The organism is Streptomyces sp. NPDC059994 (assembly GCF_042737755.1).
Lineage (GTDB): Bacteria > Actinomycetota > Actinomycetes > Streptomycetales > Streptomycetaceae > Streptomyces.
The window spans coordinates 18,375-45,321 of the sequence record NZ_JBHWUR010000021.1; the positions used below are offsets into that span (position 1 = coordinate 18,375).

21 protein-coding genes and 1 pseudogene are annotated in these 26,947 nt (G+C 67.9%); 16 read left to right on the plus strand and 6 right to left on the minus strand.

Features of this window, described 5'->3' with window-relative positions; genetic code table 11:
• Window positions 1–13 precede the first annotated feature (13 nt).
• Both ACFWA7_RS13915 and ACFWA7_RS13920 read left to right on the plus strand, forming a co-directional pair.
• Entirely contained in the window at window positions 14–1,813 is a 1,800-nt protein-coding gene (locus tag ACFWA7_RS13915) for a S8 family serine peptidase (RefSeq protein ID WP_385543966.1), read from the plus strand.
• Between the two features lie 28 nt (window positions 1,814–1,841).
• A complete protein-coding gene (locus ACFWA7_RS13920; protein WP_385822985.1) occupies window positions 1,842–2,453 on the plus strand; it encodes a hypothetical protein in 612 nt (203 codons plus the stop codon).
• Between the two features lie 205 nt (window positions 2,454–2,658).
• On the opposite strand, the gene ACFWA7_RS13925 is transcribed toward ACFWA7_RS13920, so the two are convergent.
• A complete protein-coding gene (locus ACFWA7_RS13925; RefSeq protein ID WP_385822987.1) occupies window positions 2,659–4,893 on the minus strand; it encodes an MMPL family transporter in 2,235 nt (744 codons plus the stop codon).
• A 455-nt stretch (window positions 4,894–5,348) separates the two neighbouring features.
• On the opposite strand from ACFWA7_RS13925, the gene ACFWA7_RS13930 reads away from it, so the two are divergent.
• The 8 genes from ACFWA7_RS13930 (at window position 5,349) to ACFWA7_RS13965 (ending at window position 14,181) form a co-directional block, all read left to right on the plus strand.
• Window positions 5,349–6,062, plus strand: coding sequence for a Crp/Fnr family transcriptional regulator (locus ACFWA7_RS13930; RefSeq protein WP_385822989.1), 714 nt, complete (start codon window positions 5,349–5,351; stop codon window positions 6,060–6,062).
• Window positions 6,063–6,197: 135 nt separating this feature from the next.
• On the plus strand, window positions 6,198–6,968 hold the full coding sequence (locus ACFWA7_RS13935; protein WP_385822991.1) for a hypothetical protein: 771 nt from the start codon (window positions 6,198–6,200) through the stop codon (window positions 6,966–6,968).
• On the plus strand, window positions 6,961–9,237 hold the full coding sequence (locus ACFWA7_RS13940) for a hypothetical protein (RefSeq protein WP_385822993.1): 2,277 nt from the start codon (window positions 6,961–6,963) through the stop codon (window positions 9,235–9,237). The genes ACFWA7_RS13935 and ACFWA7_RS13940 overlap by 8 nt, the downstream gene beginning before the upstream one ends.
• Entirely contained in the window at window positions 9,234–10,292 is a 1,059-nt protein-coding gene (locus ACFWA7_RS13945) for a hypothetical protein (protein ID WP_385822995.1), read from the plus strand. Before ACFWA7_RS13940 ends, ACFWA7_RS13945 begins: the two co-directional genes overlap by 4 nt.
• Window positions 10,243–11,730, plus strand: a complete 1,488-nt coding sequence (locus tag ACFWA7_RS13950; RefSeq protein ID WP_385822997.1) for a DUF4407 domain-containing protein — start codon at window positions 10,243–10,245, stop codon at window positions 11,728–11,730. The genes ACFWA7_RS13945 and ACFWA7_RS13950 overlap by 50 nt, the downstream gene beginning before the upstream one ends.
• An 86-nt stretch (window positions 11,731–11,816) precedes the next feature.
• Window positions 11,817–12,356: a Pycsar system effector family protein gene (locus tag ACFWA7_RS13955; RefSeq protein WP_385822999.1), complete on the plus strand. Its 540-nt coding sequence runs from the start codon at window positions 11,817–11,819 to the stop codon at window positions 12,354–12,356.
• A gap of 767 nt (window positions 12,357–13,123) precedes the next feature.
• Complete coding sequence (locus ACFWA7_RS13960) at window positions 13,124–13,741, plus strand: DUF433 domain-containing protein (RefSeq protein WP_385823001.1); 618 nt, start codon at window positions 13,124–13,126, stop codon at window positions 13,739–13,741.
• Window positions 13,741–14,181 (plus strand): DUF5615 family PIN-like protein, encoded by a 441-nt coding sequence (locus ACFWA7_RS13965; RefSeq protein WP_385823004.1) that lies wholly within the window; start codon window positions 13,741–13,743, stop codon window positions 14,179–14,181. Before ACFWA7_RS13960 ends, ACFWA7_RS13965 begins: the two co-directional genes overlap by 1 nt.
• A 143-nt stretch (window positions 14,182–14,324) precedes the next feature.
• On the opposite strand, the gene ACFWA7_RS13970 is transcribed toward ACFWA7_RS13965, so the two are convergent.
• From ACFWA7_RS13970 to ACFWA7_RS13980, 3 genes and pseudogenes are all read right to left on the minus strand, one after another.
• Window positions 14,325–17,405, minus strand: a complete 3,081-nt coding sequence (locus ACFWA7_RS13970; protein ID WP_385823006.1) for an N-6 DNA methylase — start codon at window positions 17,403–17,405, stop codon at window positions 14,325–14,327.
• A gap of 130 nt (window positions 17,406–17,535) precedes the next feature.
• Window positions 17,536–17,993: pseudogene (locus ACFWA7_RS13975) on the minus strand (NUDIX domain-containing protein).
• 37 nt (window positions 17,994–18,030) lie between these two features.
• Complete coding sequence (locus ACFWA7_RS13980; protein WP_385823008.1) at window positions 18,031–18,306, minus strand: hypothetical protein; 276 nt, start codon at window positions 18,304–18,306, stop codon at window positions 18,031–18,033.
• 175 nt (window positions 18,307–18,481) lie between these two features.
• Between ACFWA7_RS13980 and ACFWA7_RS13985 the strand changes: the two genes are divergently transcribed.
• A complete protein-coding gene (locus tag ACFWA7_RS13985; protein ID WP_385823053.1) occupies window positions 18,482–19,141 on the plus strand; it encodes an HAD family hydrolase in 660 nt (219 codons plus the stop codon).
• Here ACFWA7_RS13985 and ACFWA7_RS13990 read toward each other — a convergent pair.
• Window positions 19,122–20,396 carry a tetratricopeptide repeat protein gene (locus ACFWA7_RS13990; RefSeq protein WP_385823010.1) on the minus strand — a complete coding sequence of 425 codons (1,275 nt, stop codon included), beginning with the start codon at window positions 20,394–20,396 and terminating at the stop codon, window positions 19,122–19,124. The two genes, ACFWA7_RS13985 and ACFWA7_RS13990, sit on opposite strands and share 20 nt — an antisense overlap.
• A gap of 276 nt (window positions 20,397–20,672) precedes the next feature.
• Here ACFWA7_RS13990 and ACFWA7_RS13995 point away from each other — a divergent pair, with 276 nt between their 5' ends.
• From ACFWA7_RS13995 to ACFWA7_RS14010, 4 genes are read left to right on the plus strand one after another with little or no spacing between them, the layout of a single operon-like run.
• Window positions 20,673–21,032 (plus strand): hypothetical protein, encoded by a 360-nt coding sequence (locus ACFWA7_RS13995; RefSeq protein ID WP_385823012.1) that lies wholly within the window; start codon window positions 20,673–20,675, stop codon window positions 21,030–21,032.
• Between the two features lie 5 nt (window positions 21,033–21,037).
• Window positions 21,038–22,339 carry a radical SAM protein gene (locus tag ACFWA7_RS14000; RefSeq protein WP_385823014.1) on the plus strand — a complete coding sequence of 434 codons (1,302 nt, stop codon included), beginning with the start codon at window positions 21,038–21,040 and terminating at the stop codon, window positions 22,337–22,339.
• Complete coding sequence (locus tag ACFWA7_RS14005; protein ID WP_385823016.1) at window positions 22,336–23,235, plus strand: radical SAM protein; 900 nt, start codon at window positions 22,336–22,338, stop codon at window positions 23,233–23,235. Before ACFWA7_RS14000 ends, ACFWA7_RS14005 begins: the two co-directional genes overlap by 4 nt.
• A 37-nt stretch (window positions 23,236–23,272) precedes the next feature.
• Complete coding sequence (locus ACFWA7_RS14010) at window positions 23,273–24,043, plus strand: hypothetical protein (RefSeq protein WP_385823018.1); 771 nt, start codon at window positions 23,273–23,275, stop codon at window positions 24,041–24,043.
• A gap of 58 nt (window positions 24,044–24,101) precedes the next feature.
• On the opposite strand, the gene aspS is transcribed toward ACFWA7_RS14010, so the two are convergent.
• Window positions 24,102–25,412: an aspartate--tRNA(Asn) ligase gene (aspS, locus tag ACFWA7_RS14015; protein WP_385823020.1), complete on the minus strand. Its 1,311-nt coding sequence runs from the start codon at window positions 25,410–25,412 to the stop codon at window positions 24,102–24,104.
• A 455-nt stretch (window positions 25,413–25,867) separates the two neighbouring features.
• Here aspS and ACFWA7_RS14020 point away from each other — a divergent pair, with 455 nt between their 5' ends.
• A complete protein-coding gene (locus ACFWA7_RS14020) occupies window positions 25,868–26,797 on the plus strand; it encodes a hypothetical protein (RefSeq protein ID WP_385823022.1) in 930 nt (309 codons plus the stop codon).
• The last annotated feature ends 150 nt before the right edge of the window (window positions 26,798–26,947 follow it).

Here is a 26,947-nt window from a genome sequence, read left to right on the forward strand (position 1 = left end):
TACCGACGGACGGATGGGAGTGGGAACCATGGGCGACTCGCTCGGCTCGGCTCGTTCGGCCGGCTCGGCCGGTTCGGCCGGGGCGCAGGACCCCGGGCCCGAGGGCGCGGGCTTCGCGTACCACCCGGTCGAGCGGGAGCTGATCGTGGTCGCCCGCCCCGAGCTCGCCGAGAGTGGCTCACCGTCCGGGAAGCCCCTGGAATCGTCGGCCCTGGACATGTTCCTGATGGACCAACAGCTGGCTCTGGAGCCGCTGTTCGGCAGTGAGGCCCGGGTGCGGGAGGCGCTGGCGCTGCTCCCCCGGCACGGCGTCGACGTACCCGACCTCACGCTCTTCCACCGGGTGCGCGGCGGCGAGGACCGCCTGGAGGAGCTCGCCTCCCGGCTCGCGGGGCTCCCCGGGATCGAGACGGCGTACGTGAAGCCGAGCGCGTTCCCGGCGACGGGCCCGTTCGGTGCGAAGGACGACGGGGACGACGGGGACGGGCGTACGGATGAGGGGCGGCGCGAGAAGGAAGGGCCCGCCACCCCTGACTTCAGCGGCCGCCAGGGCTACTTGGGGCCTGCCCCCCAGGGCGTGGACGCGGCCTGGGCATGGCTCCAGGCGGGCGGCTCCGGCGAGGGCGTGAGCATCGTCGACGTCGAGGCCGCGTGGCAGCTCGGCCACCGCGACCTCGGGCCCAGGCTCGCCGGGATCGTCGCGGGCACCCCCGTCGAGGACCTGGCCTGGCGCAACCACGGCACCGGCGTGCTCGGGGTGCTCGGCGGCAGCCGCACCGGCAGCGGCACGCTGGGCATCGCCCCGGAGGCCGTCCTCGCGCTCGCGTCGATCCACGGCATCGGCACGGCCCGGGCCATCACCTGCGCCGCCGACCGCCTCACCCCCGGCGACATCCTGCTGGTCCCGCTGCACCGCCCCGGCCCGCGCTTCGGGTACGCGGCCGACGACGACCAGCGCGGCCACATCCCGCTGGAGTGGTGGCCCGACGACTTCGCGGCCGTACGGTACGCGACGGCGCGCGGCGTGGTGGTCGTCGAGGCGGCCGGCAACGGCGCGGAGAGCCTGGACGACGCACTGTACGAGGCCCGCCCGGACGGCTTCCCGGCCTGGTGGCGCAACCCGTTCGACCCGGCCGCCCCCTCCTCCGGCGCGATCGTGGTCGGCGCGGGCGCCCCGCCCCCGGGCACGCACGGCCGCGACCACGGCCCCGACCGCTCCCGCCTCGGCTTCTCCAACTTCGGTACGCGGGTGGACGCCCAGGGCTGGGGCCACGAGGTCACCACGGCGGGCGGCTTCTGGAACCGGCCGGGCGAGCTGCAGGGCGGCCAGTCGGAGGACACCTGGTACACGGACGCCTTCTCCGGCACCTCACCGGCATCCGCGCAGGTCGCGGGCGTGCTCGCCTCGCTCCAGGGCATGCTGCGCACGGCGGGCCTTGCCCCGCTGGCGCCGGAGCCCCTGCGCGAGCTCCTGCGCCGCACCGGCTCGCCGCAGCGGGAGGCGCCGGGCCGCCCGTCCTCGCAGCGCATCGGCACCCGCCCGGATCTGCGCGCCGCGGTGGCCCACCTCGTACCGCGCCGGATCACGGAGGGCCTGGCGGAACGCTTCCGGGACGACCTGCTGCCCGACCCGCACGACAGCACCACATGCCTGCGCCTGTACGTGAACGGGGCGTGGCGCACCCTCGGCGACCCCGAGCCGCACGTCCGCCTGGCGGTCCACACCGCGTTCGCGGGCGGCCGCCACGCCGTACGCGTCCGCTACACCGATGACGACGAGGTCGTGGGCGTGACGGTGACGGGCGAGAGGTGAACCCCAACACGACGAAAGGGGAACAGAGATGACGTCCTTCGTACCGCAGCAGTTCGAGCAGGGCATGGGGCAGGGCCTGGGGATGAGCCAGGGTCAGGGTCAGGGCCAGGGCCAGGGCTTCGGCCAGAACCAGGGCCAGGGTCAGGGCTTCGGCCAGAACCAGGGCCAGGGTCAGGGCTTCGGCCAGAACCAGGGCCAGGGAATGGGCCAGGGAATGGGCCAGGGTCAGGGCCAGGGCGTACCGCAGCACCTCCAGCAGCAGCTGCACCAGCTGGGCCAGCAGCAGCCGTTCCAGTCGCTGCTCCAGCAGTTCGGCCAGCACCAGGGCGGCCAGGCGCACCCCCAGCCTCTGGCGCAACCCCAGCCCCAGCCCCAGCCCCAGCTCCAACCCCAACCCCACGCGCAGTACTTCGTGGCGTACGCCACGGCGGTGCAGGCCCCGATCGCCGCGTTCCCGGGGATCGAGGCGGCCATGACGCTGGTGGTCAACGGGCGTCAGGCGCGTCTGCCGCACCCGAGCCAGTTCGTGATCGAACGGGTCCTGAGCGCGTTCCGCCACGGCCAGTTCGTACGGGTCGCGTACGACGACCGGATGATGGTGAAGGGGATAGAGATAGAGGCGTCGAGGCCGATGCAGTAACCGGCCGACCGGGCGGCATGAACATCCGCTGCACCATGCAGAGCGGGAGGGACGACGACCAGCGGCCCCCGAAGATCAGCGTGTCCATGACCGGAAGCTGGCGGGCGGGGCGCGGGGGAGGGGGAGGGGGGAGCCGAGTGGGGGGGCGCGCTCGGGGGTGCCTCGGGAGGGGTACGGGACCCTTCACCAGCAGCAGGGCGCGCCCTCACTCGACGTCGCTCCCCTCCACATCCAGGTGGGGAAGCACGCGGTCGAGCCACCCCGGGGTCCACCAGGCACGTTTGCCGAGGAGGGTCATGACGGCGGGGACGAGGAGCAGTCTGACGACCGTGGCGTCGACGAGGACGCTCACCGCCAGGCCCAGGGCGAGCATCTTGACCACGATGTTCTCGCTGAGCAGGAAGGCCGCGAAGACGCTGGCCATGATCAGTGCCGCGCAGGTGATGACCCGGGCGGTGATCTCCAGGGCGTGCGCCACGCTGTCTCCGGGGTGGCCGGTGCGCAGCCACTGCTCGTGGACGCGGGAGAGCAGGAAGATCTCGTAGTCCATGCTCAGGCCGAACACGATGGCGAACATCATCATCGGCACATAGCTCTCGATGGGGACGGTGCCAGAGACGCCGAGCGCCGGGCCGCCCCAGCCCCACTGGAAGACGGCGACCACGACCCCGTACGAGGCGGCGATGGACACCAGGTTGAGCAGCGCCGCCTTCACGGCGACCAGCAGTCCGCGGAACACGATCAGGATGATGAGGAAGGCGAGGGCCACGACGGCGCCGATGATCAGGGGGAGGCGGCTGGCGATGACGTCGACGAAGTCGACCTGGGTGGCGGTCGTGCCGGTCACATAGCCGTGCGCGGCGGTGCCGGAGACCGCCTCGGGCAGGACGTCCCCGGTCAGGTGGTTCACGAGGTCGGTGGTCGACGCCGTCTGCGGCGCGGCCTTCGGGATCACGGTGGCGGCCAGGACCTGCCCGTCCGAGGTCGGTTTGAGCGGGGAGACCGAGGCCGTGTCGGGCAGACCGGTGAGGGCCTTGGTCACCGTCTGGGTGAGCGCCGACCGGTCGGCGTCCGGCACCTGGCTCTGGTCGACGACGATGGTCAGCGGCCCGTTCGAGCCGGGCCCGAACGCCTGCGACATGAGGTCGTAGGCACGCCGGTCGGTGAAGCTCGTGGGGTCCGCGCCGTCGCCGATGTGCCCGAGCCGCATGGAGAACACGGGGATGGCCAGGACGGCGATGACGAGGATGCCGCCGGCCAGGAACCACCAGGGACGCCGCTCCACGCGCCGCGCGTAGCCGCGCCAGCCGTGGGCGCCCTCGGTACCGGCTTCGGTACCGGCTTCGGTGCTGGGTTCGGCGATCGGCGTACGGACGCGCAGCGCGTCGATGCGCCGCCCCACCAGGCCGAGCAGGGCGGGCACGAGGGTGAGCGCGCCAAGCACCGCGGAGATCACCGTGACCATGGCCGCCACACCCAGCTTGCCGATGAAGCCGATGCCGGAGAACCACAGGCCCGCCAGGGCGACGATGACGGTGCAGCCGGAGACCAGCACCGCCCGCCCGCTGGTGGCCACCGCCCGCCCCGCGCTCTCGGCCGGATCCATCCCGTCCATGATCTGCTGGCGGTGCCGGGTGAGCAGGAACAGGGCGTAGTCGATCCCCACCCCGAGGCCGATCATCGTGGCCAGCGTCGGCGAGACGGTGGAGAGGGTGAACGCCGCCGCGAGCAGCCCCAGCACCCCCAGCCCGACGACCACCCCGACCAGCGCGGTCACCAGCGGCAGCCCGGCGGCGAGGACGCTGCCGAACGCGACGAGCAGCACCACGACCGCCACCGCGAACCCGATCAGCTCACTGACCAGGTCGTTGGGCTCCGGCCGGGCGAGCTCGCCCAGCGGCCCGCCGTACTCGACCTGCACCCCCGCCTGACGCAGCGGTGCCACGGCCTGGTCCACGCCGTCCAGGTAGGACGCGCCCAGAGTGGCCGGCAGGACATCGAAACGTACGGTGACGTAGCCGGTGGCGGCGTCCCTGGACAGCGGCCCGGTGTCCGGCTGCCCGGTGGGCGGCGGTGGCGCGGCCAGCGGATTCTGTACGGACACCACGTGCGGCAGCCGCCCCAGGCTGCTGACGACCCCGTCGACCTGGTCGCGGACGCCGGTCAACGGTGCCCGCGCGTCGTGCAGGACGATCTGCGTGCCGTATCCGCCGGCGGCCGGATCGTGCGCCTTGAAGACGGCGAAGCCCTTCTGCGACTGCGTGGAGGGCAGCGAGAAGTTGTCGGTGTACGTTCCGCCGAACGCGTGCTTCAGCCCCTGCACCCCGCCCAGCGCGACCAGCCACAGACAGATGACCACGACGAAATGCCGGGCACACCACTGCCCGAGCCTCCTCAGCCATCCCGGCGAGGACGGCGCGGAGGGAGAAGGTGCGGACATGGGCTCTCCACGGCAGCCGGTACTCACACAGCCGCTGCCAGGACCTCACTGGCCCCATCAGTCCGGCTCGTACACCCCCATCACAAACGACGCGGAGCGGAACGGCATGCCGGGCTACGGCATTTGCGGATACGAATGAGGTCCGTTCAGTGACCTTGCCAGTGCAGATGATGTTTCCCCTGGTCAGGGGACCGGGCCGGCGTGGTCGCGAAGGGGCTCGGGGAGCGGGATGGCCCCCAGACGGCTCTCAGTGTGCTCTCAGGCAACAGCCGTCGAGCCTCCCCTCCTGCCATCCCGGACCGGCGGTGCTTGTAAAGAACGCGCATTCAGTCAATCCCGGCTGTGAAGCGAGAAAACAGGCCACATCCCGTCCTGTCTGTTTGCTGGCACACGACTCAACGGCAGCATGGTCAGGCACTTGAGCGGCGCGCTGCCGCGGAGTGAGATCGCCGGGGGTGTTGGTGAATCAGGCATGGCCGCCGTCCACCTTTCTCGGCCGGTTACGCAACGCGACACGGGAAGAGCTCCTGGGTGAGGGCACCTCGATCACCTATCCGTCGCATCGCGCCCTGCTGCAACAGGGCGACGAGAGCCGCCATGTCCTGTTGATCACGAGCGGTGTCGTGAAGGTTGTTGCCAGCGCCGAGAGCGGCTACGACATGCTGCTCGCTGTGCGTATAGCGGGTGACCTGGTCGGCGAGATGGCGGCCTTCGAGGAGCGCCCCAGGTCCGGCACAGTGATCGCGTGCAGTGACGTGACCGCGCGGATCATCCAGGTGCGGGCGCTGGAGGCCTTCCTCGCCCGCCGCCCGGACGCCATGCGGGCCATCCTCCACATGCTGTGCGCCCGGCTGCGCTGGGCCAACCGGCGCCGGGTCGATTTCCAGGCCTACGACTCGCTCACCCGGCTGGCCCGGGTCCTCGCCGAGTTGTGCCAGGCGTACGCCCAGCTCGCGCCGGACAGTGATGGCAAGCGGTGCGACCTCGGTGTGACACTGACACAGAAGGAACTCGCGTCGCTGGCCGGCCTGAAACTCAACACGGCAGAAAAGAACCTGGCCGTGCTGACAGCTCATGGACTGGTGGAACGTCGTTACCGACGCATAACCATCTGTGACGTTCCGCAGTTGCTGAAATTCGCCAAAATCTTTGCTGACAACCCGTACTGATACGGGATCACTTCACGCACCGTCTCCTAGCCTCTCGGGCAGCACTTCGTGGGCAGTGTTTGCCCATCGCCTGCCCAGAGAGGAAATGATCGGGTGGCTGAGTGGCCTGACTTTTATCCCTGCACCTGCATAGCCGTGGACGCACAGGCATACGGGAGCAACAACGACCGTAGGCAGTCCGACATCCAGCACGATCTACCGCGCCTTCTCGACCGCGCTGCCAGGGGCGCAGGCCTGGACCGCGCGCAGTGGCAGATCCAGCGCAAGGGGGACGAGCAGCTGGCGGTGCGGCCCGTCGACGGCAAGGAACCGCGTCTGGTCGACGACTACGTCCGCCATCTCGTCGCTGAGCTGCGCGAGTACAACGCCCAGCGAGTTCCCGAGGCCCGCATGCGGCTGCGGGCCGTCATCCACCAGGGACTGGTGGAGCTGGCTGACAACGGCTTCGCCGGCACGGCCGTGGTGGCCACGGCGCGCCTGCTGAACGCACGTCCGCTCTACGACGCCCTGGCCGCGCACCCCGGGGTCGACCTGGCGCTGCTGCTGTCCGACGACGTCTTCCGGTCCACGGTGGCGGGCGGTCACACGACCCTGTCCACTGGCGACTTCAGCCGCGTCACCGTCCAGGTGAAGGAGTACGAGGCCACGGCCTGGCTCTGCGTGCCCGCGCTCGGCGCGCTGGCCGCCGCCTCGCACGAGCCCGTGGCCCCGGAGGCGGGGAAGTCCGCGGTCCCGGCGTCGGGGGAGCCCGCAGCGGACCGGACGGAGCGGGCTGCCGCGGGCGGAGTCGACAGCAGGACGGGAATCAGCAACGAGTACCGGGCCGACAAGATCAACGTCACCAACGTCGCCGGCTCCTTGGACGCCCGGGGCGCTGTCTTCGGCTTCGGGAGCGTCGGTGGCTGATGATTCGGACCCGGACGACGGGGCGGTGGTACCGCCTGTATCCGAACCCGACGTGGACGCCGCGTCGCCCCCACCGGAGGACGCCGACGGTGAGCCGGAGGCACCGGAGAGCGCCCGCGGCCCGGGTGCCGGACCGGACGTGGCCCCCGAGGGACGCAAGCGGGCGGACGAACGCGAGGAAGACGACCGGGGCTATGACGAACTGCGCCGCGTCCAGCAACTCGTCAACAACAACTTCTACGGCGTCGTCGACGCCTCCGGAGCGGCGTTCGGCTTCGGCGCCGCCTCATCTCTTGGTCTCGCACCCGGCACCATCGAGCCCGAGGAGGCGGACCGGACCCTGCAGTTCTACGCCCCGCCGCAGCCCTGCTTCGACGAGGCGCTCAGCAAACTGCGTGAGGACGCCCTCGTGGTGCTGATCGGCGACGACAACTGCGGCCGGGGCGCAGGCTCCCTCGCCCTGCTCAGGGAGACCCTGGGCGAGGAGGCCAGGCTGCGCAGCCTGTCGCCCGCCAACGCCCTGGCCGAGTTGGCCGTGTCGCGTGACCTCAAGCCGGGGCAGGGGTACGTCATCCTCGACTACGTCGGCGAGCTGCATGTCGAGGCCGTGCAGGCGTACGCGATCGCGCGGCTGAGCGAGGAACTGCGCCGCAAGGGGTCGTACCTGGTGATCACGGCGGGCGGCACGATCCGTCGGCGGCTGGCGCTGCGGGACCACTGTGTGCCGTGGCAGGCTCCGGACTCCGTGGAACTGTTCGAGCGCTGCCGGGAGAAGCTGCCGTACTCCGCCCTCAAGTCGGACACCGAGAAGGAGCTGCTGGAGCGGGTTGGCGAACTGAGGCGGCCGGCGGATGCCGTCGCCGCGGCCGTGGTCCTGTCCCGGGAGGGTGCGGAGAAGGCGCTGGACCACCTGCGGGACCGCCACCGGGAGCTGGTCCAGGAGCTGTTCCGCAAGCAGCCGTCCGCGGACGACCTGATCCCGCTCGCGGCCCTGGTCTTTCTGGAGGGCATCCCGGAGCGGACGTTCGAGAAGGAGTGCTCCGCGCTCACCGCTCACGTACGCAACTGGGAGCGGAGCGGCGAGACGCCGGTGGCGGAGCGGGACGACGAGGCCGCGGGGGTCTTGCGCGGTGCGGTCGCCCAGCAGTCCCGGGCCCGGTGGAGGGAACGGGCTGTGGGACTCGTGACGACCGAGCACCGGGCCGAGCCGGGTGGGTGCGCCGGGCGCAGCGAGCGTCGTCTGGTGTTCACCTCGCCGCGCGTCCGCGAGCTCGTCATCAAGGAGCTGCACGACCTGTACGGCTACGAGCTCTGGTACCCGCTGCGCCAGTGGCTGGGCGAGCTGGCCCTGCTGGGCGACCTGGACACCCGTACGGAGGTGGCCCGCGGCGTCGCGCTACTGGCCCGGCACGCGCTCGTCGAGGTCGACGAGAACATGTTGAAGGTGTGGTCCGAGGGGCTTGCCAGTCAGCGAGTCACCGCCGCGCTGACGCTGCAGTTCATGTGCGACGTCGAGCATCTCGCACCGCAGGCCCTGAACATCGCCATGAGCTGGACGGACAACAGCGGGCAGGGCCGCGCCGTGACAGCAGCCATGGCGTTCACGGGCCGCCTGGGCTCCCTCTACCGCCTGGAGGCGCTCAAATGGCTCTGGTTCCTGACGCAGCGCGGGGAGCGGATCGCTTTCGCGGCCCATCGTTCCCTGGTCCTGCTGCTGCAGACCGCCGAGCAGGACTCGGAACGCGTGCTGTTGATCCTCCGGTTCGTACGGACCGTGATCGCCAAGGCGGCCCCGGGATCCCGAGAGCGGTCGATCGCGCTGCGAACCGCCGTTCAGCTCCTGGAGGCCGACCGGCTCGAGGCCCCCGAACCCGTCACCGCGGAACTCCTGCGCACCGTCCCGGACAGCGCCCGCCACCTGGGGTCCCTGTGGGCGGATGTCCTGCACAGCAGCAACCGGAGCCGGGCGGTCAGCGGGCTGTGCCGGACGCTGGTGCAGCTGCGGGACGACCCGTCCGTCACCGGCGCTGTACGCGAACTCGGCGAGGCCATGCAGAGCGCCATGAGCGGACGCCAGTGGGCCGCGCTGCGCCACCACCTGTCCATCGCTCTGAGGCATCCCGACTATGCGATCCCCGGCGCCCACCAACTGGCTCAGGTACTCCTCGGATCACTGCGCGGCCGACCGCCGGCGGACTCCCGGCGCTCCACCTCGTCCCTCATATCCACCTCTCACTTCACTTCCGTTCAAGGAGGCCGAAGCAAGTGAACTACCCGGTCATCGCCGAGCACATCCTGGCCACGGTCCAGGGCACCTGGTGGTCTCGGCGTCGCCAACGCGACGACGTGCCAGAGCTACCGCCCGGCGCGGTCTACGTCTTCAGGGTCGGCGGGAACTACCGCACGTTTCCCGAGGGCATGGTGTTCGACCCGTCCCACCTCGACGTGCTCGACGCCTCCTCGGTCAGCCTGGTCGATACCCGCGCGCGCCTGGTCGAGGTGGAGCGCACGCTCCCGTCGGTGAGCGAGGCAGACAACTTCACGGTGCGGGCGTCCTTCACCTGCCAGGTGACCGATGCGGCCGTCATCGCCCGGCAGGGCATCATCGACGTCACCGTTCCGTTGCGCGCCTACCTGATGGGCGACGGCGACCTGCCGACGGTGAGCGCAGGGCACCGGGTGGAGGAGGTCAACGCGGTGCGGACCGAGGTCAGTCACCGAATGACCGCCTACAGCGTGATCGTGCCGCCGCGGGTCGCCGGCATGAGCGTGGAGTTCGTCAGCGCCGAGGTGCACGCGTCGGACGACCTGCGGGACTGGGAGCAGAAGCTGCGCGACGAGCGGCGCTCCTGGGAACTCCAGCGGGGGCAGCGGGACTTCGAGACCCAGGACGCACTCCGAATCGCGGAACTGCTCTCCCAGGGATCCGACCACGTGGACGCTTTCGGCATCGCCAGGAAGGAGATTGACGTCGTCGAGGCGGCGGCCCGCATCCATCGGAACACCGCGGAGGGGTCGGCCCGTCGGCACGAGACCGAGGTGTCGAACCGGACTCATGCCCAGGCGCGGGAGACGGCGGAGGCGCAGATGCGCCGCGACGCGCTGCTGACCCTGCTCCGGCAGGCGAGTGGGAACGAGTACATCGACTATGAGTTCCTGGAACAGGTCCTGCGGGAGTTGGGCGGCGGGGCCGCGCCCGGAGTCGGCACCGCCCGCATGGTCGAGTCGGGACCAGCTCGCCCGCGTCGCACGGAATCGGGCCGGGACGGCTCGCATGACCCGCAGGGTGGTTTCGTCAAGGACGAGGACGATCTCCTTGGCTGACATCTTGACGAACCACGTGACGGCTCCCGATGCGGGGGAGGGCCAAGGCACTGGCGATGCTGCTGCGCGTACTGCGCGCGGTCGGCGCACCGCCCGCACCACGGAGGGTGGGCCCGCTGCCCGCACCACCGGTGACGGGGCTCTTGCCCGTACCGCCCGCCGCCCCTTCGGCTTCGACGCCGCACGAGGGTTGCGCACTCTGACCGGCGTCGACGAGGAGCTTCTGGACAGGGTCAGGTACGAGCGGAGCAAGTACACGGCCCTCGGCGGGGTGGTGCTCGGCACCTCCGTCATCGCGGCGTTCTCCATGTGGAACTTTGCGACCGAGGCGCTCGGCAGGGTCTCTCTGGTTGCCCTCGTCCCGACGGGCATCTGGATGCTGTTCGTGCTCAACCTCGATCGCTGGCTGGTCACTCCGCAGCCGAACGCGCGGCGACAGACCGGCCCCCTCCTCGTGCGCCTGCTGATCGCCCTGATGCTCGGCGCGGTGATCGCTGAGCCCCTGGTGCTGCGCATCTTCCAGACGGCCATCGAAGAACGCGTCGCCGACGAACGTACGGATGCGATCGACCAGTTGCGTACGAATCTGGTGCGCTGCAACCCCGTACCGTCCACGACGCGGACCGTCACCCCGGAAGGCTGCGACAGGACGTACGTCCTCTCCTTCGGCATGACGCCCGGTGAACGCGCCGAGGAACTGGCCGCCTTGCGCTTGGATGCCGCCGCCCTGCAGAAGCGGGTGGACCAGGACACCACCAGGCTGGAAACCATCGACTCTGAGGTACGGGACGAGTGCCGTCGGCTGATCCGCACAGCCGCCACCGGCTTGTATCAGCGGACGTCCGAATGTCTGCGCCTTCGCGAGAAGGCGCAGGACTACCGGACGACCCACCGCACCGATGAGAACGAGAAGCGACTGGCCCGCATGAACAGCCGCGTCTCGGAGATCGAGACCCAGCAGACCGCGTCACGCGGCGCCTTCCTCAAGGCCCGGGCCGACGGCGTCGAGCGGCGACTGGAGGAGGAGCGCGCCAAGCAGAAGGAGATCGGTGTCCTGGAACGGATGCGGGCGCTTGAGCAACTTGCGACCGGAAACCCGGTGCTGTTCGTGGGCATCTGGCTGGTCCGCCTGCTGTTCGTCCTCCTCGACATACTCCCCGTGCTGGTGAAGTACCTGAGCGGCGAGTCCGCGTACGACCGGATGCTCACCAGCGCGAGCAACAGCGGGGTCAAGGTCCACGACGCTGAGGTCCGGCTTGCCGAGCATCGGGCCATGGCGGACATCGAGATCGCCCAGGATGCCATCGAACAGGAGGTCCGGCGTCACCGCGCTGAGTCGGAGGCGGCGCTCCGGGAACACACGGCAGCGATGAACATCCGAGTCCGGCAGGCGGTGAACGCATTGGAGGACGAGATCCGCCGCTCGCCGACGGTCTGACGCACCCGTCTGCACCAGCAACACAGCACCACGGCCGCCCCGCACACGGGGCGGCCGCCTGAATCCGACAGAACGGAGGGGGAAGCATGACCACACCCGGAGGCGACACCGACACGGTCCCGGATGTCGACACCACAGCCGACTGCGGCGCGGAACTCGCCAGGGTTCTGCTGTCCGAGGCACGCGAGGAGGTCATGAAGGCCGACAACAAGGCCGGCCTCCTGCTGGCGTCCCTGGGCGCGGCGCTGACCGCCCAGCTTGGCGCGATCGGCAGCGGCGATATCGCCCCACGGCAGTACGCCGTCGTTCCGCAGCTCCTCCTCTGGGTGGGCTGCGCTGCCTGCGTACCGGCACTCGTCCTGCTGGGCCTGGCCGTAACCCCACGGCTCGGAAATCCCCGCTACTACCGCACCCACTACTTCGGCGACGTCAGGCTCGCGATGTCGGTCGGGCACCTGGAGCGGACGGTCCGCCGCACCGACCTCGTGTCCCGGAACCTGAACCAACTGGCGACCCTGTCCCAGATCGCCTGGACCAAATACCGCTGCATACGCCACGCGCTGGCCTGGGGCACGGCATTCTTCGCGCTCACGCTGCTTGGCATAGTGACCGGAGTGTCGACTTAGAGGCACACCTGCTGAGGGATGGCGGGCTATCCGATCGAAATGCGCTCAGCGAGATCCGCCCACTGATGACGACCGAGGTGCGACCCGACCAGACCCGAAAATGCTGCCACAACCACTCAGGGGCCTGACCCGCTAAGCGGATCAGGCCCCTGACCTGGTGTTATAGCTGTCGGGGTGGCGGGATTTGAACCCACGACCTCTTCGTCCCGAATGAGGTCCGAACAAGATCGGCACCTGCATATCTGCTGAAAGCGCAGGTCAGGCGCATGGTCTGGGTTGGTGTGGCGGGGTCTTGGTCGGTCTCGGGAAGAAGATCATCTCCCAAATTTCTCCCAGAGCCTGGTGCTGGCGCGGTGACCGATCGGCGCGCAGCATCCGTAGGCCGCCTTGCGGTAGCAAGTTTGCGCGATGGTCAGGGCGACTCGGCTCCTGCAGGACGCACGAAGGCGGGTAGGCGCGCGGCGGGGCACTGACGACGAGGCCACGTCGGAGAGGAAGCCGGTGGTGAGGTGCGGACCAGAGTGTGGCGAGCCGTGGCACTGGATCCTGTTTTTGCTGGCCAGCGGCACGCACCCCAGACACACGCGCACATGGCTCGCGCCAGCCTGTCCGCTCACGCACGCTGAACGTTCCACCGCTTCGCCGCAGAGCATCTGGAGCATCTGGGCTCTCGTCGTTGTGTAGCGTTCCTGATCGGGGAACTGGGATGCTGGAACCCCACAGCACACAACCAGAATGGGAGGCAGCAGATGGCGTACTCGGCCCGCATGGCTGCCGCCCTCTCGGGAGCGACGGTAGGACAACTGCGCACGTGGAGGCAGGACCGTGGCAACGGGCCGATCCTTCAGCCCGAGCTGGCAGCCAGGCCGGCCCTGTACTCCTTCCGCGACGTACTCGCGCTGCGTGCGTTCGCCCACCTGCGCCAGGACGTGTCGCTCCAGAAGATCCGCGTAGCCCTGGCCACCCTGAAAAAGATCGGGGAGGTCGAGCACCTGTCCAGGTACTCCCTGGTGTCCGAGGGCGACTCGATCGTCCTCGCCGGCTACGATGACCACGGCACCGATCTGGTCAAACGCCCTGGCCAACGGGTTATCGCCACCATGGCCGACATTCTCCAGGAGTTCGCTCCCAGAGCTGGCGTCGTCGTCCCCCACCTGCTCCAGCCGAAGCAGCACGTCACTGTCGACCCGGAGACCCAGGGGGGACAGCCCGTGATCACGGGCACGAGAACCCCCTTCGACACCGTCGCGGAGTTGATTGAGGACGGCATCCCGCCGGAGGAGATCGCCGACTACTATCCGGGCGTCACCGCTGACGCAGCGCGTGACGCTGCTTCTTTCGCGCTATACGTGGACAGCTACAGCGCGGGAGCGCGCACTGCCTGATGCGGATCCTCATCGACGAGAACGTCCCCGTACAGGTGCTGGAGATGCTCAGGCGTCTCCTGCCCGGACACGAGGTCAAGCACGTCAGCGAGATCAAATGGGCAGGCAAGAAGGATCTCGCGCTCCTCCCCGATGCTGCGAGAAAAGGCTTCGACGCCTTCCTGACCAGGGACGCCCGACAGCTGGAGGACCCGTCAGAGACGGAGGCCATCAAGAAGTCGGGCATGCATCACATCCGCTTCAGCCAGGCACATAAGGGCATGGCTGGTCTGGGCTTGGCTATGGGCGCGGTAGTGGCAGCCATACCCTTGATCGTCAGCGAGCTCAACGAAGTAGAAATACAGCAGCTGATTCACATCAAGGGCTTGAATCCGGGGAGCAAGCACCGCTTCGAGCGTGTGGACCCGTCCGTCTCACCGCCGCCCTATTGGCCACGCTAGACAAAGGACGCCTTCCCTCACATGCCCGACGTGCGGCGTAAAGCCACGACGACCGCCCGACTCAGGGCCGGACAGGGGATCCTTCGTCCCTCCTCCGCCTGAAGGCAGAGGAGGGAGCCGAACGGTCAAAGGGCCAGCGACTTTCAGCCGATTAGTTCGGTGACCAGTTGATCCAGTTCTTCGGCGTCGGTAGAGCTGAGGAGAAAATTGCGCAGGGCTCGGCGGATCTGGATGTAGCTCTTGCCGCCTTCGAACTTCAGCTCCGCGATCCGCTGGGCCTCCGCCTCACCGATCTCCGCGATTCGTGCATGCTTGGCGTCCGCCGGATCGAAGTCCGGAATGGGCAGCTCCCATACGGCCTTGTCGATGTGCCGCTCGTCCTTGCCGTAGGACATCAGCGGGCGCACGGCTTCGGTGAGGCGGGGGGTATTGAGTAGCGCAAGGAGGTACATGCCCTCCTGCCGGGTTGCGACCGTAGCCCAGTACAGGGCGTGCTCAATAACTGCGTTCGGATCATCCACCAGCGCGGCGGACATGTGCATTCCAGAGGCGCCGTACACCACCCGTAGAGGCGCGCCGGGAAGCTGCTCGGTGAGCTTCTTCCGGAAGTTGAGCTGTTCGGCCAGGGAAAGCCGAGCGCTGGAGCGATTGTCATTCCAGAGACGTTCGGCGTCGCGCCACCATTTCGCCAGGTCCGGGTATCGGTCGAGGTGGTCATGCTCACCATCCATGATGGTATTCGTCCCCTCGATGGGCAGGACGACCTTGTCGGCACCCATGATCCTGTAGGGAACGATGTGCTCCCCGAGCAGGATGGGCCGAACGAACTGCTTCTCGACCGTTCCTTCCCGGTCGGGGAGTTCCTTCCAGGGCTTCTTCTCCATCGCGCTGCGCTGCGAGCGGACCGAGACGCGACCGCCTCCGAGCCCGAGAGGACTGGCAGTCTGTTCCCGGACGAAAAAAAGGACCTTGGGAACGACGGTAGCCCCCTGCCCAAACCGGTCCCGGTACGGCGAGCTGATCAGCCCGTCCTTGGGATAGCGCAGCTCACCTGCCTTCCGGGTGATCCAGCCCCTGGCGCGTTCCCAACGAGCGGCGCTCTTGGCAATCTTCCCGGTCCAGATTTCGGTCTGCCTGGGCAGTGCGACGGCGCTGTTGCCCTGTTGCCCGATGGCAAGGGAGCGGCGGCGCCCGAAAACGACGGCGGCGGCGCGGGGAAAGAAGTGTGGACGCAGTCGGCGCAGGTCCCAGGAACCAGTGAAGTTGACCTTGACGGGGTGGTCAGGGTCAGCCCAATCCCCGGTGCGGAAACCGGTCCAGTAGGGGCGGTCCAGCACTGGGTTGGGTACGACGAAAGCGAACGAACCGTCCACGCGCAGGTACTGCTGGACCGCGCGGGCGATGAAGAGACCTGACAGGTCCTGATGGGTGGCGACCTCGAACCCCTTCCACAGACCCCGGTCCCGCATCATCGCTTTGAAGGTCTTTTGCATGTCCTCGGGCATGTGCCGATATGACAGCCACGGCGGATTGCCAACGAGAACGTCAACACGGTTCTCGGCGCGGGATAGCCACATGGGGCGGGCGAGGTTTCGAACGTAGTAGGACCAGATGTGGTTCCGGTCCTCATCGACCAGATCGCATAGGACGCGAAAGTTATCTGTCAGTTCCTCCCGGTCGTCCGCGTTGGAGACCCCATGCCGGTTGAAGAGAGCAACAAGTGAGGGCAACTTCCCCTGACCCCGATGCGGGTCGGCCGCCTTATCAGCGAGCTCATTGACAATCGCGTCGAAACGACTGGCGTCATGCAGCAAGTCTTCCGAGAAACGCAGTTCGTTGGTGAAGAGCTGGTTGCCCGTACCGGTTTGGATGACAAGGTGGCCGTGGTCGATGAGGTCGGTGCGCTGGTCCCACTGGAGGCTGTCGCCCAGGTAGACGGGAACACTTATCGGTCCGCGCTCCTCGGAGGTAAGCGTCTCGCGGCCGATAGCGAGGAGGTAGGTGACGCGGGCCAGCGCCACGGCGACAGGGTGGAGATCGATGCCCGCAACATGGTCATGGAGGCCGTCCAGCGCTTCGCGCAATGGCAGCCCAGCTTCCTGCGCGGCGGCCAGGTAGCGGCGGACGCCGTGAAAGAGGAACGTGCCAGAACCACATGACGGGTCCATGATCCGCTGGTTCAGGGGGTCGGGGACAGCCTCGATCACCGTCGCTTCCGCCAGCCAGTCCGGTGTGTAGTACTCACCCTGCTTCTTACGGGTCTCCGCGCCGATCACCGACTCGTACAAAACCTTCAGTACGTCGTGCTCGACCCGTGACCAGTCAAAGCCGGCGAGGCGACGAGACACGTCTTGAACAAAGCCCTCGCCACCCTCGGTCTCCAGCGGCCAGCCGAAGAAGTCCGACTCGACCACACCCGAGATCCGCGCCTGCGTGAACAGCTGGCCGTGAACCAGTGAGGCAGGCGGGGTGTCCTTCACATCGATGCCCATCACCGCGTGGGCGATGATCGAGGCCATATTCACTAGGAGCGTGTGCTCGATGAATAGGTCATCGCTGTCCTCGAACTGGGCGCCCAGGGCGCTGCGTAGCAGACGCGCCCACAGATCGCGCTTCAGCCGGACGGTTGGCAGGCTTTTGTTCTCCTCGTACAGCGCGGAGAGGACCGCCTTGTCGATGGAGTGGGCGACGCTGTCCGCCCCAAGGCGGGCTGCGATGGCATCTGGCGTGGGTGCCGCACCCTCGGACGTCGCAAGGACGCCTTCGAGCCACCGGACCAGGTCCAACGTCTTAACGTTGCGCTCCCGCGCATCGAAATGGTTTACCTCGTTCAGCTCGTCGTTGACCAGCGTGTAGGCGCGCCAATCAGCGCCGTCGGTGAGGATGCCGACGTGCCGCCGCTCGCGCTGCTCAGTCCGGGCCCGCACGTACTTCGCCAGTTGCGCGACCGCATCCTTGCGGATCTTTGGGCGACTGATGTCCTTCTTGACCTCAATGACGGTCGCGCCCATCTCGATATCGATGCGGTGACCGGTGCCGTCGCCCACCTGCGCTTCCATCACGGGAGCCAGGAGATCCTGCTCGCCGAGGTTGAGATCCGCATCCAGCAGGAACTGGCGGATGTCCGCCTGCAGTGTTGCTTCGGCACGGACAGCCTTGCGCTCGATTACCCGCTTAAAAACGGTTTCGAGCGCGGTAGGCGAAGGAGGGGCAGAGAGCGTCACAGCGAGAGCTCCAAGAGCATCAAGGTATATAGGGCAACGAGAGGGGGCGTCTGGTCCCATTGGCCATTGTCGTGCAGGTGGTGCCTGTCGGCACAGCCCTGGTCGGCGAAGCCGCACTGTCGCCTCGGGCTCAGCGCGCTGCTCCCGGTGCCACCCCGTGTTCCAGGTAGGCAGTCACACCGTAAGCACGGGCCTCGACGCTGGCGACGATACGGTGTACGAGGCGGGGGATGGTGAGTTTTGGCAGCTCTTTTCGATGTCGTGGAAGGCGTGCCCGCTGAGCTCGTCGGCCTGAAGCTCGATGTGCCGACCCTCATCCGCGCTGAGGCGACCCCCATCGAAGAGGTAGAGGACCTTGTCACCCTCGCCTGGATTCGGTGCCCAGTCCACGACGAGCAGGCGGCCCATGGCGGGCTTGATGCCCAGCTCCCCGCGGACTTCGCGCACGCAGGCTTGCAGGGGCGACTCCCCGTGCTCGACGTATCCGCCGGGGGTGTCGCGTTAGTCCTTGTACGAGGGCTCGACGAGCAGCACCCGGTCGGCGTCGTCGAAGAAGGGGGCGCCAGCTGCCATGCGCGAGTGGGCCATCTTCGCTTCGTGGTCGTTCTCGCTCACAGGACGGACTCTAACCGCCGGTGACGCCGAGACTGCGGGCCAGCTCGGCCACGGACTGGGACGGTCGGCATCGGGTGCCGCGGATACAGCCGATGACGAGTTCCCAGCTCAGGTAGTGGTGGCGCACCTGCTCGGGCGCGGCCTGTTCTGCTTCCAGCAAGACGGCCAGGGCTTCGTCGGTGCTGTTGGAGCTCAGCGCCCTGGCGACTTCGAGGCTGTGTCGTATGCGTCGCTCCAGGGGCAGGGCGGTCGTGTCGATTCGTGAGCCCAGACCGAAGCCGTCCACAGGTGGTTGGCGTCGGTGCCCTGCCGTCGCACGGCTTCGTCGGCTTCCCAGTGGAAGGGCTGCGTCGTCGTCCGGTCCTCCGCTCGGGCGGCCGCCATGGCGCTGGCGAGGAAGAGCGGGCCGTAGACCGAAAGGGTTGCTTCCTGCCCGCGTCGGACCGTCTAACCTGCCGAACATGATTCGTGCAGTGGTGTTCGACGTCGGTGAGTGCCTTGTTGACGAGACCCGGGAGTACGGGACCTGGGCGGACTGGCTGGGAGTTCCGCGGCATACCTTCGCCGCGATGTTCGGGGCGGTCATCGCGCAAGGGCGGGACTATCGAGAGACCTTCCAGGAGTTCCGCCCCGGTTTCGATCTGACCGAGGAGCGGGAGAAGCGAGCGGCAGCCGGGAAACCGGAATGGTTCGGCGAAGACGATCTGTACCCGGATGTCCGGCCGACGCTGGCCGCCCTGCGGGAGGCTGGGCTTTGGGTGGGCATCGCCGGGAACCAGACCGTGCGGGCCGGCGGACTGCTGCGCGGCCTGGATCTTCCTTCCGACCTGATCGCCACCAGCGATGACTGGGGCGCGTCGAAGCCGGACGTCGCGTTCTTCGAGCACGTCATCGAAGCGACACCCGCCGAGCCGGGGGAAATCCTGTACGTCGGTGACCGGCTCGACAACGACATCCGCCCCGCCGTGCAGGCGGGACTGCTGACGGCCCTGATCCGACGCGGCCCCTGGGGCACGATCCAGCAGCGCGACCCCGAAGCGGACGCGATCACGACGATGCGCATCGACTCGCTCGCGGAGCTCCCGGAGAAGATCGCCAAGTTCAACGCTGAAGGGCGCTGACTGTCGTACCCCAGTCGTAGAGGCGGTTGTCGAGGTTCCGCACGCACTGCTCGTTCTGCCACGGTGCGAGCGTGCGGCGGACCTCACGGACGCGGTCCATGCCGGTGGCGTACCAGGTGATCGCCAACTGATCCAGGGCCTGGATGGCATATCGGCACGCCTCCTCCGGACGGCCGTCGGAGGCTTCGACCGCGGCGAGGTCTCCCAGGACGACGGTGCTTTGCTTGGCCGACTCGGGGGGCAAGGCGTCGAGTACCTCGTGGAGTGTCTGACGCGCCTGGGGGAGGTGGCCGGCCTTTAGCTGGGTATTCCCCTTGAACGCGGACAGGCGGACTGGGCTGAACCAGTCCAGCCAGTCAGGGGAGGCGTGGTCGGCGCCTTTGGACAGAGCGTCCTCGGCATGTCGGATCAAGCGCAGCGCCGCGTGAGGGTCTCCGCACAGAGTTTCGCACTCCGCCTCGACGGCATCCAGCCATGCCCAGAACTCCGCCGATGCTTCGCCGCGGCGGGCATACGTCCGGGCAGCTGTCATGCGTTCGATCGCCGCATCCCGCTCGCCTGTCCAGCCCGGTATGAAGGCCATGTGGGCGAGGATGGCCGCTCCGAGCAGGGGGTCGTCCGCTTCGCCCGCCGCTTGCAAGGACCGCAGGAGGGTATCGGAGGCCCGTTCAGGCTGTCGCAGATCGAAGAATTCGATGCGGCCGGCCAGCAGGTAGGACTCGGCCAGTGCGGCGGCGAGAGTCTGACGGGCCGGGTTCGCCGTCTCTGGGAGGAGGGCGCATCCAAGCCGGGTGTGCTCCAGGACCGCCGGGTGAAGGACTGCTGGGGCGACGGACCAGTACAGCTGGCGGTGTGACCGTGTGATGGCACCGAAGTCGCGCCCAATCGTTCCTGGTTGTGTCGTAGTCGTCTGCAGGGCGGGCACCGATGCCTGCCGCGCACCCGGCAGGGGAACGCGAGGGGCGGTATTGAGCGCCGTGCCTGCTTGGGAGCGCGTACCTCCCCACGGTGGAGTGAAGCCTAGGTCTTCCATGCTTTGTCCCAGGAGGTGGGCCAGGACCCTGTGCACATCGGGTTGTGGCCAGGGCGGCGTAGCGGACTCCCAACGCCGTACCTGCCGGACGCCGACAGCGAGACCTCTGATGCCGAGTGTCAATGCCGCCGTGGTGATGGCATCAGCCAGGGCTTGCTGGGAGCTGTAACCAGCGGCCAGGCGCGCGGCTTTGAGCCGCGTGTTTCCTGCGGGACGGGACATGAATCTCCTTCTGAACGAGCCCTCCCCTCAGAGTGACACGCAGTGTCCTCATGCGGCGAGAAACCGCCCGCCACACGGCAACTAGGTCCGGTGGAAGTCCTGTTGGAGACCCGTAGGAGTCCTCGAAGAGGACCCGCCGGAGTCCGCAAGATGGCGCCACGTAACAACGAGGTGTGCATCGTGACGTTGTTGCGCGCAAGACGCAGTGCGCCTGCCGCGACTCGGCGGGTGCAACTGGTTGCTCCAAGACCTTCCAACACCGAGAGAGGGCCAGTCATGCCTCAAGCCAGGCGAGAAAAGCAGGATCACCTCATCTACGCGGACGTCGTGGACTCCAAGGCCAAGGCGGGCGTGTGGATGGGCGAGCAGGCCGCCTTCCAAGAGAAGCAGGGCCGCATCATCGAGGCCCTTAAGGAACGGACCGACTGGGTAGAGCTGAAGGGCGCAGTCATGGTCATCAGCACCGCCCCGGCCGGCATCACGGTCATCGCACCGAACCCGACGCTCCCCGGAGTGATCGTCCTCGCCGACGGCGGTTCCCCGGCGGCCTCCGCGAAGCTCCAGGGCGCCGCTGAGGAGACGGTCCGCGCGGTCATGGGTGAGCTGGGGATCGCTGAAGAGGAAGCGGCGGCCTGACCACCATGGCCGCCCCCCGGATGATGTGGGGGAAGTACTTCCAGTACGAACGTGACGGGGAAGCGGTTCTCCTCGACCCGGTCGGCCTGGGCAGTGTGTTCATCGACCCCGGCGAGGTCCACGACCTCGCCGGGGTCCCCCCGACCGCGACTCATGAAGCCCTTGCTGGGCTCGGCTTCACCCCCGGCGGCCCTGTGGCCGACCGGCGCGAAGCACTCCGCCGGCGTCTCCGGCTCCTTGGCCTCGACGCCACCCCGCGCCGCATCAGTGGCCTGCGCGTGGTCCTCACCGACCGGTGCAACATGGCCTGCGACTACTGCTTCGTCCACACCAATTCTGGTAAGCCCGACATGACGCAGGAGGAGCTGTCGGAGGGACTGCGGTTCCTGTTCGAGCAGAACGCCGGGCAGGAGGAAGTCTCCATCCAGTGGTTCGGCGGTGAACCGACCATCCGGTTTGACCTCATGCGCTACGGTGATCAGCTCGCCGACACTCTCGCCGACCGCTATGACGTGGGCAGGGTACGGCGTACGGTCGTCACCAACGGTGCCCGGCTGACGGACGAGGCCCTCGACCACTTCATTGCGTACGAGTACGGGGTGGGCATCTCCATCGACGGCCCCCCGAGCATCAACTCGGCGAACCGCCTCCTGCTCGGGGGCCAGCCCGCCGACGACCGCATCCGCCGCAACGTCGCCCGCCTCGTCGAAGCCGACGGGCTGCATGTGGGGTGCAATCTCACCCCGACCACCGCGAACATCGGACGCCTCGCCGAGACTGTCCGATGGATCATCGGAACGCTCGGGCTGAAGTTCATCTACGTCAACACACCGATTCCGACGGGTGGAGCCTGGAGAGTCAGTGGCACTGAACTTGCCCACGAGCTGTACGAGGCTCGGGTGGCCGCCCTGGGACGGGGCGGGATGCTCTTCTCCGTCCTGGACCGCGCCTTCCAGGCACTCGACACCCGACGACCGATGCTGTTCGACCACATGCAGGGCGACCGCAGCCTCAACGCTGCCCTGCTCCCCGGCAGCCGGATCAGCCTCTGCGACATCAACTTCAGCGAACCCTCGTTCCTCCACACGCTCGACGAGTTACGAGCCGACCCTGGCCTCCTGGCTGGCGTAGCCAAAGAGATCGCGCCGATTCCCCAGTGCGGCGACTGTCCTGCAGTAGCCATCTGCGGTGGCCCATCCCGTAACGAGCAAGCTCTCGTCGGTGGCAGTACGCCCGACCCGGAGATGTGCGCGTTCTACACGAGCACCGTGGAGATCGCTGTGTGGGACAACACGGGGGTGCAATGAGTACCCGCGTCCGTACCGCCCTGATCTCCACTGCCGGGCACTGCAAAGTCGCCTGCGGGTTCTGCTTCCGCGCCGACCGCGCCCACGGCTTCCTGAACACGGCGACGTACACCCGCGCCCTGTCGCGCTTGAAGGAAGCGGGCGTCGAGGCGGTGTGCCTGAGCGGCGGCGAGCCGACACACCATCCTCAGCTCCGGCAACTCGTCCGCCTTTCGCGACAATTCGGCATGGCAGTGTCCATGGTGACCTCGGCCCGAACCGTGGCCGAGGTCATCGCCCTCTCGCAGGTGACACATCTGCTTACCAATGTGACCGTCTCCGCTGACTCACAGGGTGCGATGCGGCTTGGCCGCACGACCCGCAGTACGGCCTCCGGCATCGACACGCTGCGCACCGTCGGCACCGCAGCAACGATCTTGCACGTCACCTGCTGGGGTCTTCGGGACGAGGAGTGCCAGGACCTGGTCCGCCTCGTGTCCGAGGCCGGAGTGGAGGTCCAGTTCAGCCCCGTCGTGCTCGACGCGCGCACTCTGCGCCGTGAGGGCAAGTCGGTCCAGGAATACCTGGCGCAGCAGCGGCACGACGCCGACGTCCTCGGGCGCTACTTCGCCCTGTCCACCCGGTATAGGTCCTACCTCGAAGAGCTGGAAGATCTGCAACTTCCCACAGACGCTGTCGAGCGGTGGTCGTGCCGCTCGACAACCGCCTACGTCTCCGCAGAGGGCGATATCCGCCGCTGCCCCTACGGGCAGGCGGCGGTCAATGTGCACGCTCCCCGCGCCGCCATCAGACATCTCCTGACTGCTCCGGCACAGGACCTGGTGATCCCGGACTGCGCTGCCATCTGCCGCCCCGCGAGTACGTCCGAGGACGGCGCGCAGCGCACTGCCGTCTGACAGCGAATGGACGCCTCCCGACTCCCTGGAACGCTCTATGACGATCACGACGCCCGACGACTTCATCTTCCGTTGGAAGCAGCCGCCCAACTTCCCACTGGAGGTCCCCTTCGGCTACACGTTCGTGCCGGCCATCGATGTCCTCGACCACCTCCGCACCGACGACGAGGTCCGGTTCACCATCCTCGGAGAGGACGACTGGCAGGTGCGCATGGACCGCACCGCAGCTTTCCGTACCGCGCCGCTCGAAGAGATCATCACCTGGCCGTTCCGGCTGGTGCACTTCGACCTCACCCGCTTCTACGACAACCTCCTGCACAGCTTTCAGGAGGCAGTCATGATCCCCTGGCGCACCCACCTGTCCGCCCAGGGGTTCACCTGGCAGCGACTGGCTCCCATCCTGTTTGTGTCCACCCGAGGAGCCGCGTCGACCTACCACAACGACAACTCGCACGGACTGGTCTGGCAGGTCCACGGCACTAAGGCCTTCCACAGCTATCTCGTGCCCGACCAGCACCTATCGGCCGAAGCTGCGGTCATCGGCGCAACCACAGGCGAGGATCCACCCGAACACGACGCGGCAGATCGGCAGTCCGTCACCATGCGGCCAGGTGACCAGCTCTGGAGCCATGCGCTGACCCCCCACTGGGTCACCACCGAGTCGACGCTGGCAATGAGCGTCACCCTCTCCCACGGCGGCCTGTGCCACCAGGGCAGCTTCTCCGAGCGCGAGCTGGCACTGCGGGCCTACTGGGACAAGAACCCGGGCGAGGCGTGGACGCATGACCTGCGCAATGTCCGTTACTGAGCCTGCCTCCCACGGCACGAGGCACTTGCTCGTGCCGTGGGAGGCGGATCCCCGCTGGCTATGGGGTGAGCCGGTTCGGGCCGCGGAAGAGGAAGGTGGCCTCGCGGATCGAGTCCAGGCCGAGCATCACCATCAGCACGCGCCCCAAGCCCATGCCGAGTCCCCCATGCGGCGGACATCCGTAGCGGAACGCGTTCAAGTAGTCCTGCAACGGCTCGGGACTCATGCCCTTCTCGGCGGCCTGCTCCAGCAGTACTTCGTAGCGGTGTTCCCGCTGGGCGCCAGTGGTGACCTCCAGTCCCTTCCACAGAAGGTCGAAGCTCAAGGTCACGCTCGGGTCGTCGGCTGGCCGCATGTGGTAGAAGGGCCGGATGCCCACTGGATAGTGCGTGATGAACACGAACTCGTGCCCGGTGATCTCCTTGATGTGGGCCGACAGGCTCCGCTCGCCCTCCGGGTCGAGGTCCTCCTTGACTCCCTGCGGGTCCCAGCCGCCCTTGCGCAGGATCTCGTGTGCCTCGGCCATGCTGATACGGGGGAAAGGCGTCGTGGGAACCGTGATCTCGACACGGAAGTGCTCGGCGACCGCTGTCCCGTGCGCATCAGCGACTTTGCCGATGGCGTGGGCGAGCATCCGCTCCTCGAACACCATCACGTCCTCGACCCCGTCGATCCAGGCCAACTCAACGTCGACACCGGTGAACTCGGTGGCGTGCCGGGAGGTGAACGACGGCTCGGCACGGAAGACCGGCCCGATCTCGAAGACCTTGTCGATGCCCGCCGCGATCGCCATCTGCTTGTAGAACTGCGGGGACTGCGCCAGGTAGGCGCTGCGGTCGAAGTAACCGAGTTTGAACACCTCCGCTCCCGACTCCGAGGCAGTTCCCATGAGCTTGGGCGTGTGCATCTCCGTGGCCCCCTGCGCGTAGGCGTACTCGCGCATGCCCTGTTCCAGGGTGGTCTGTACGGCGAACAGCAGCTGGGCCGCGGGGCGACGGCGTACGTCCAGGAAACGCCAGTCAAGGCGCTGTTCCAGCCCGGTGTGCTCGTCGATCGGCAGGGGCGTGGCGGCCGGGTTCAGAACCTCGACCGTCTCGGGGACGATCTCAAGGCCGCCGAGCTTCACCTGGGCGGCGTCAATGACGCGCCCAGTTACGCGCACAGCGGACTCGGGGGTGAGGGCTTCGAGCAGGCCCTCCTGCGGCCCACCGTCGCGCTTGTGGGTCACCTGCACCATGCCGGTGCCATCCCGCACGATGACGAACTGCATCTTGCTCTGCAGGCGAAGGGTGTTCACCCATCCGCAGACGGTAACGGTACGGCCGACGTGTTCTCGCAGGTCGGAGATGTGAACGCGGCTGTGGATCATTTCGGTCCTCCTGAGGACGTCGTCATGATCCCTTGGGAGTGCGGGCGAGAAGGGAACTCGCGGTACCACCGCACTTTCACCGCCACCAGGTGGCGGCCTCATTCGGGCCTGATGACGGGGGCCGGCCGGCGGGGCATTGGACCACGAGGTCGTTCCTCCCCGCGCTCAGGAGGGTCTTCACCGTGGGGTGCGAGACCGCCTTCCCAGCTGCCGGCGGCTCTCTCTGCTCGCGTGATCCCTGGCTACTCGTCTCCGTCTACGCGTTGCCCGGAAGGGTACGGACCCCCTACCTGGGCCCGCAATCAAGTAGAGCCATTCGGCTGGCTCGCGCCTCATCCCGGCGTCTGGAAATCAACCCGGTCTTGGCCGCATCGACCACCTCTTCGAGGGAAGCGAGGCCAGGGCGCTGAGAGGCAACCGACGCGTCAGGCGGAAACGGACGGGGGCAGGAAGACATGAGAACGAGACAACTTCTTGACTCCCACCCCGCGCGCGACGACGAGGCGCTGCGACGAGTCCTGGAAGACGCCTCCATGGGCCGTTGGGAAGGCCCACGAGACCTGCTGGCTTCCACTGGATCTGACTGGGACCGTCGAATCTTCCGCCTCCAGGTCCTCGCCGAGGCCGGGGCGCGGCTCAGGTTCGCCGACACGTGGGCGAAGGCCGAACCACGCTCACCGCACGCGCTGGCCCTTCTCGCGAACGTGCAGGCTCTGCGCGCGATGATCGCCGGGCGCGACAGCGGCTGGGGACTGATGAAGGAAGCCTGGGCCACATGCCGCACCGTTCTGGATGTGTGGCCGCAGGATGTAGCCCCTCTCGTTGTCATGCTCGCGCTACTTCGTACCCACGCTCCCGACCGGGACACGCTCGGTCGCGTGTGGAAGGAGATCAAGCAGCGCGACCCGTGGAATCGCGAGGCGCACCACGAGGTCGTCACCTTCCTGTTCTCCCGCCATTACGGCAGGCCGGGCGAGGCGGCGTGGTGGGCCGACGAGGAGGCATCCACCGCTCCCCAAGGGCTGCCGATCGCTGTCCTGCCTTTGGTCGTCCTGGCGGAGGCGCACCGGTCCCGCCAGGAGCTGAACCAGCGGACGTACGGCTTGACGATCCACCCCTGGGTCGAGTGCCCGCAGATCGATCCCGTGCTGGAACGCTGGTGGCGCTACCGAGCCCCACAGCCGCACGCCTGCTTCGCCGATGACGCCAACTACCTCGCCCACGCTCTGTCATTCGCGGGCCGTCACAGCGAGGCGTTGGAGGTCTTCGACGCGATCGGCCCGTACGCCACCCAGGCCCCGTGGTCCTACTGCGGCCAGGCCGGCGATCTGTTCCTGCGCCACCGCGCCTGGGCCTACAGCCCGCCCCGGCGCCGGCACCCCTGAACCCTCGGCCCATCCCTCTCCCGTACGAAGGACGGATCCCTTATGCCTCTCGATGTCTCCCGCGTGTCCGACGAGGAACGCCTCAAGCAGCTCGGCTACCAGCAGACGCCACCCCCTTCGTGCCAGACGCGCGAAGAGCGCGGTCGTGAT

Coding starts and splice junctions, on each gene's coding strand:
- ACFWA7_RS13915 (WP_385543966.1), top strand. CDS start 14: ATGGGAGTGGGAACCATGGGCGACTCGCTCGGCTCGGCTCGTTCGGCC.
- ACFWA7_RS13920 (WP_385822985.1), top strand. CDS start 1,842: ATGACGTCCTTCGTACCGCAGCAGTTCGAGCAGGGCATGGGGCAGGGC.
- ACFWA7_RS13925 (WP_385822987.1), bottom strand. CDS start 4,893: ATGTCCGCACCTTCTCCCTCCGCGCCGTCCTCGCCGGGATGGCTGAGG.
- ACFWA7_RS13950 (WP_385822997.1), top strand. CDS start 10,243: ATGACCCGCAGGGTGGTTTCGTCAAGGACGAGGACGATCTCCTTGGCT.
- ACFWA7_RS13955 (WP_385822999.1), top strand. CDS start 11,817: ATGACCACACCCGGAGGCGACACCGACACGGTCCCGGATGTCGACACC.
- ACFWA7_RS13960 (WP_385823001.1), top strand. CDS start 13,124: ATGGCTGCCGCCCTCTCGGGAGCGACGGTAGGACAACTGCGCACGTGG.
- ACFWA7_RS13965 (WP_385823004.1), top strand. CDS start 13,741: ATGCGGATCCTCATCGACGAGAACGTCCCCGTACAGGTGCTGGAGATG.
- ACFWA7_RS13985 (WP_385823053.1), top strand. CDS start 18,482: ATGATTCGTGCAGTGGTGTTCGACGTCGGTGAGTGCCTTGTTGACGAG.
- ACFWA7_RS13990 (WP_385823010.1), bottom strand. CDS start 20,396: ATGTCCCGTCCCGCAGGAAACACGCGGCTCAAAGCCGCGCGCCTGGCC.
- ACFWA7_RS13995 (WP_385823012.1), top strand. CDS start 20,673: ATGCCTCAAGCCAGGCGAGAAAAGCAGGATCACCTCATCTACGCGGAC.
- ACFWA7_RS14000 (WP_385823014.1), top strand. CDS start 21,038: ATGGCCGCCCCCCGGATGATGTGGGGGAAGTACTTCCAGTACGAACGT.
- ACFWA7_RS14005 (WP_385823016.1), top strand. CDS start 22,336: ATGAGTACCCGCGTCCGTACCGCCCTGATCTCCACTGCCGGGCACTGC.
- ACFWA7_RS14010 (WP_385823018.1), top strand. CDS start 23,273: ATGACGATCACGACGCCCGACGACTTCATCTTCCGTTGGAAGCAGCCG.
- aspS (WP_385823020.1), bottom strand. CDS start 25,412: ATGATCCACAGCCGCGTTCACATCTCCGACCTGCGAGAACACGTCGGC.
- ACFWA7_RS14020 (WP_385823022.1), top strand. CDS start 25,868: ATGAGAACGAGACAACTTCTTGACTCCCACCCCGCGCGCGACGACGAG.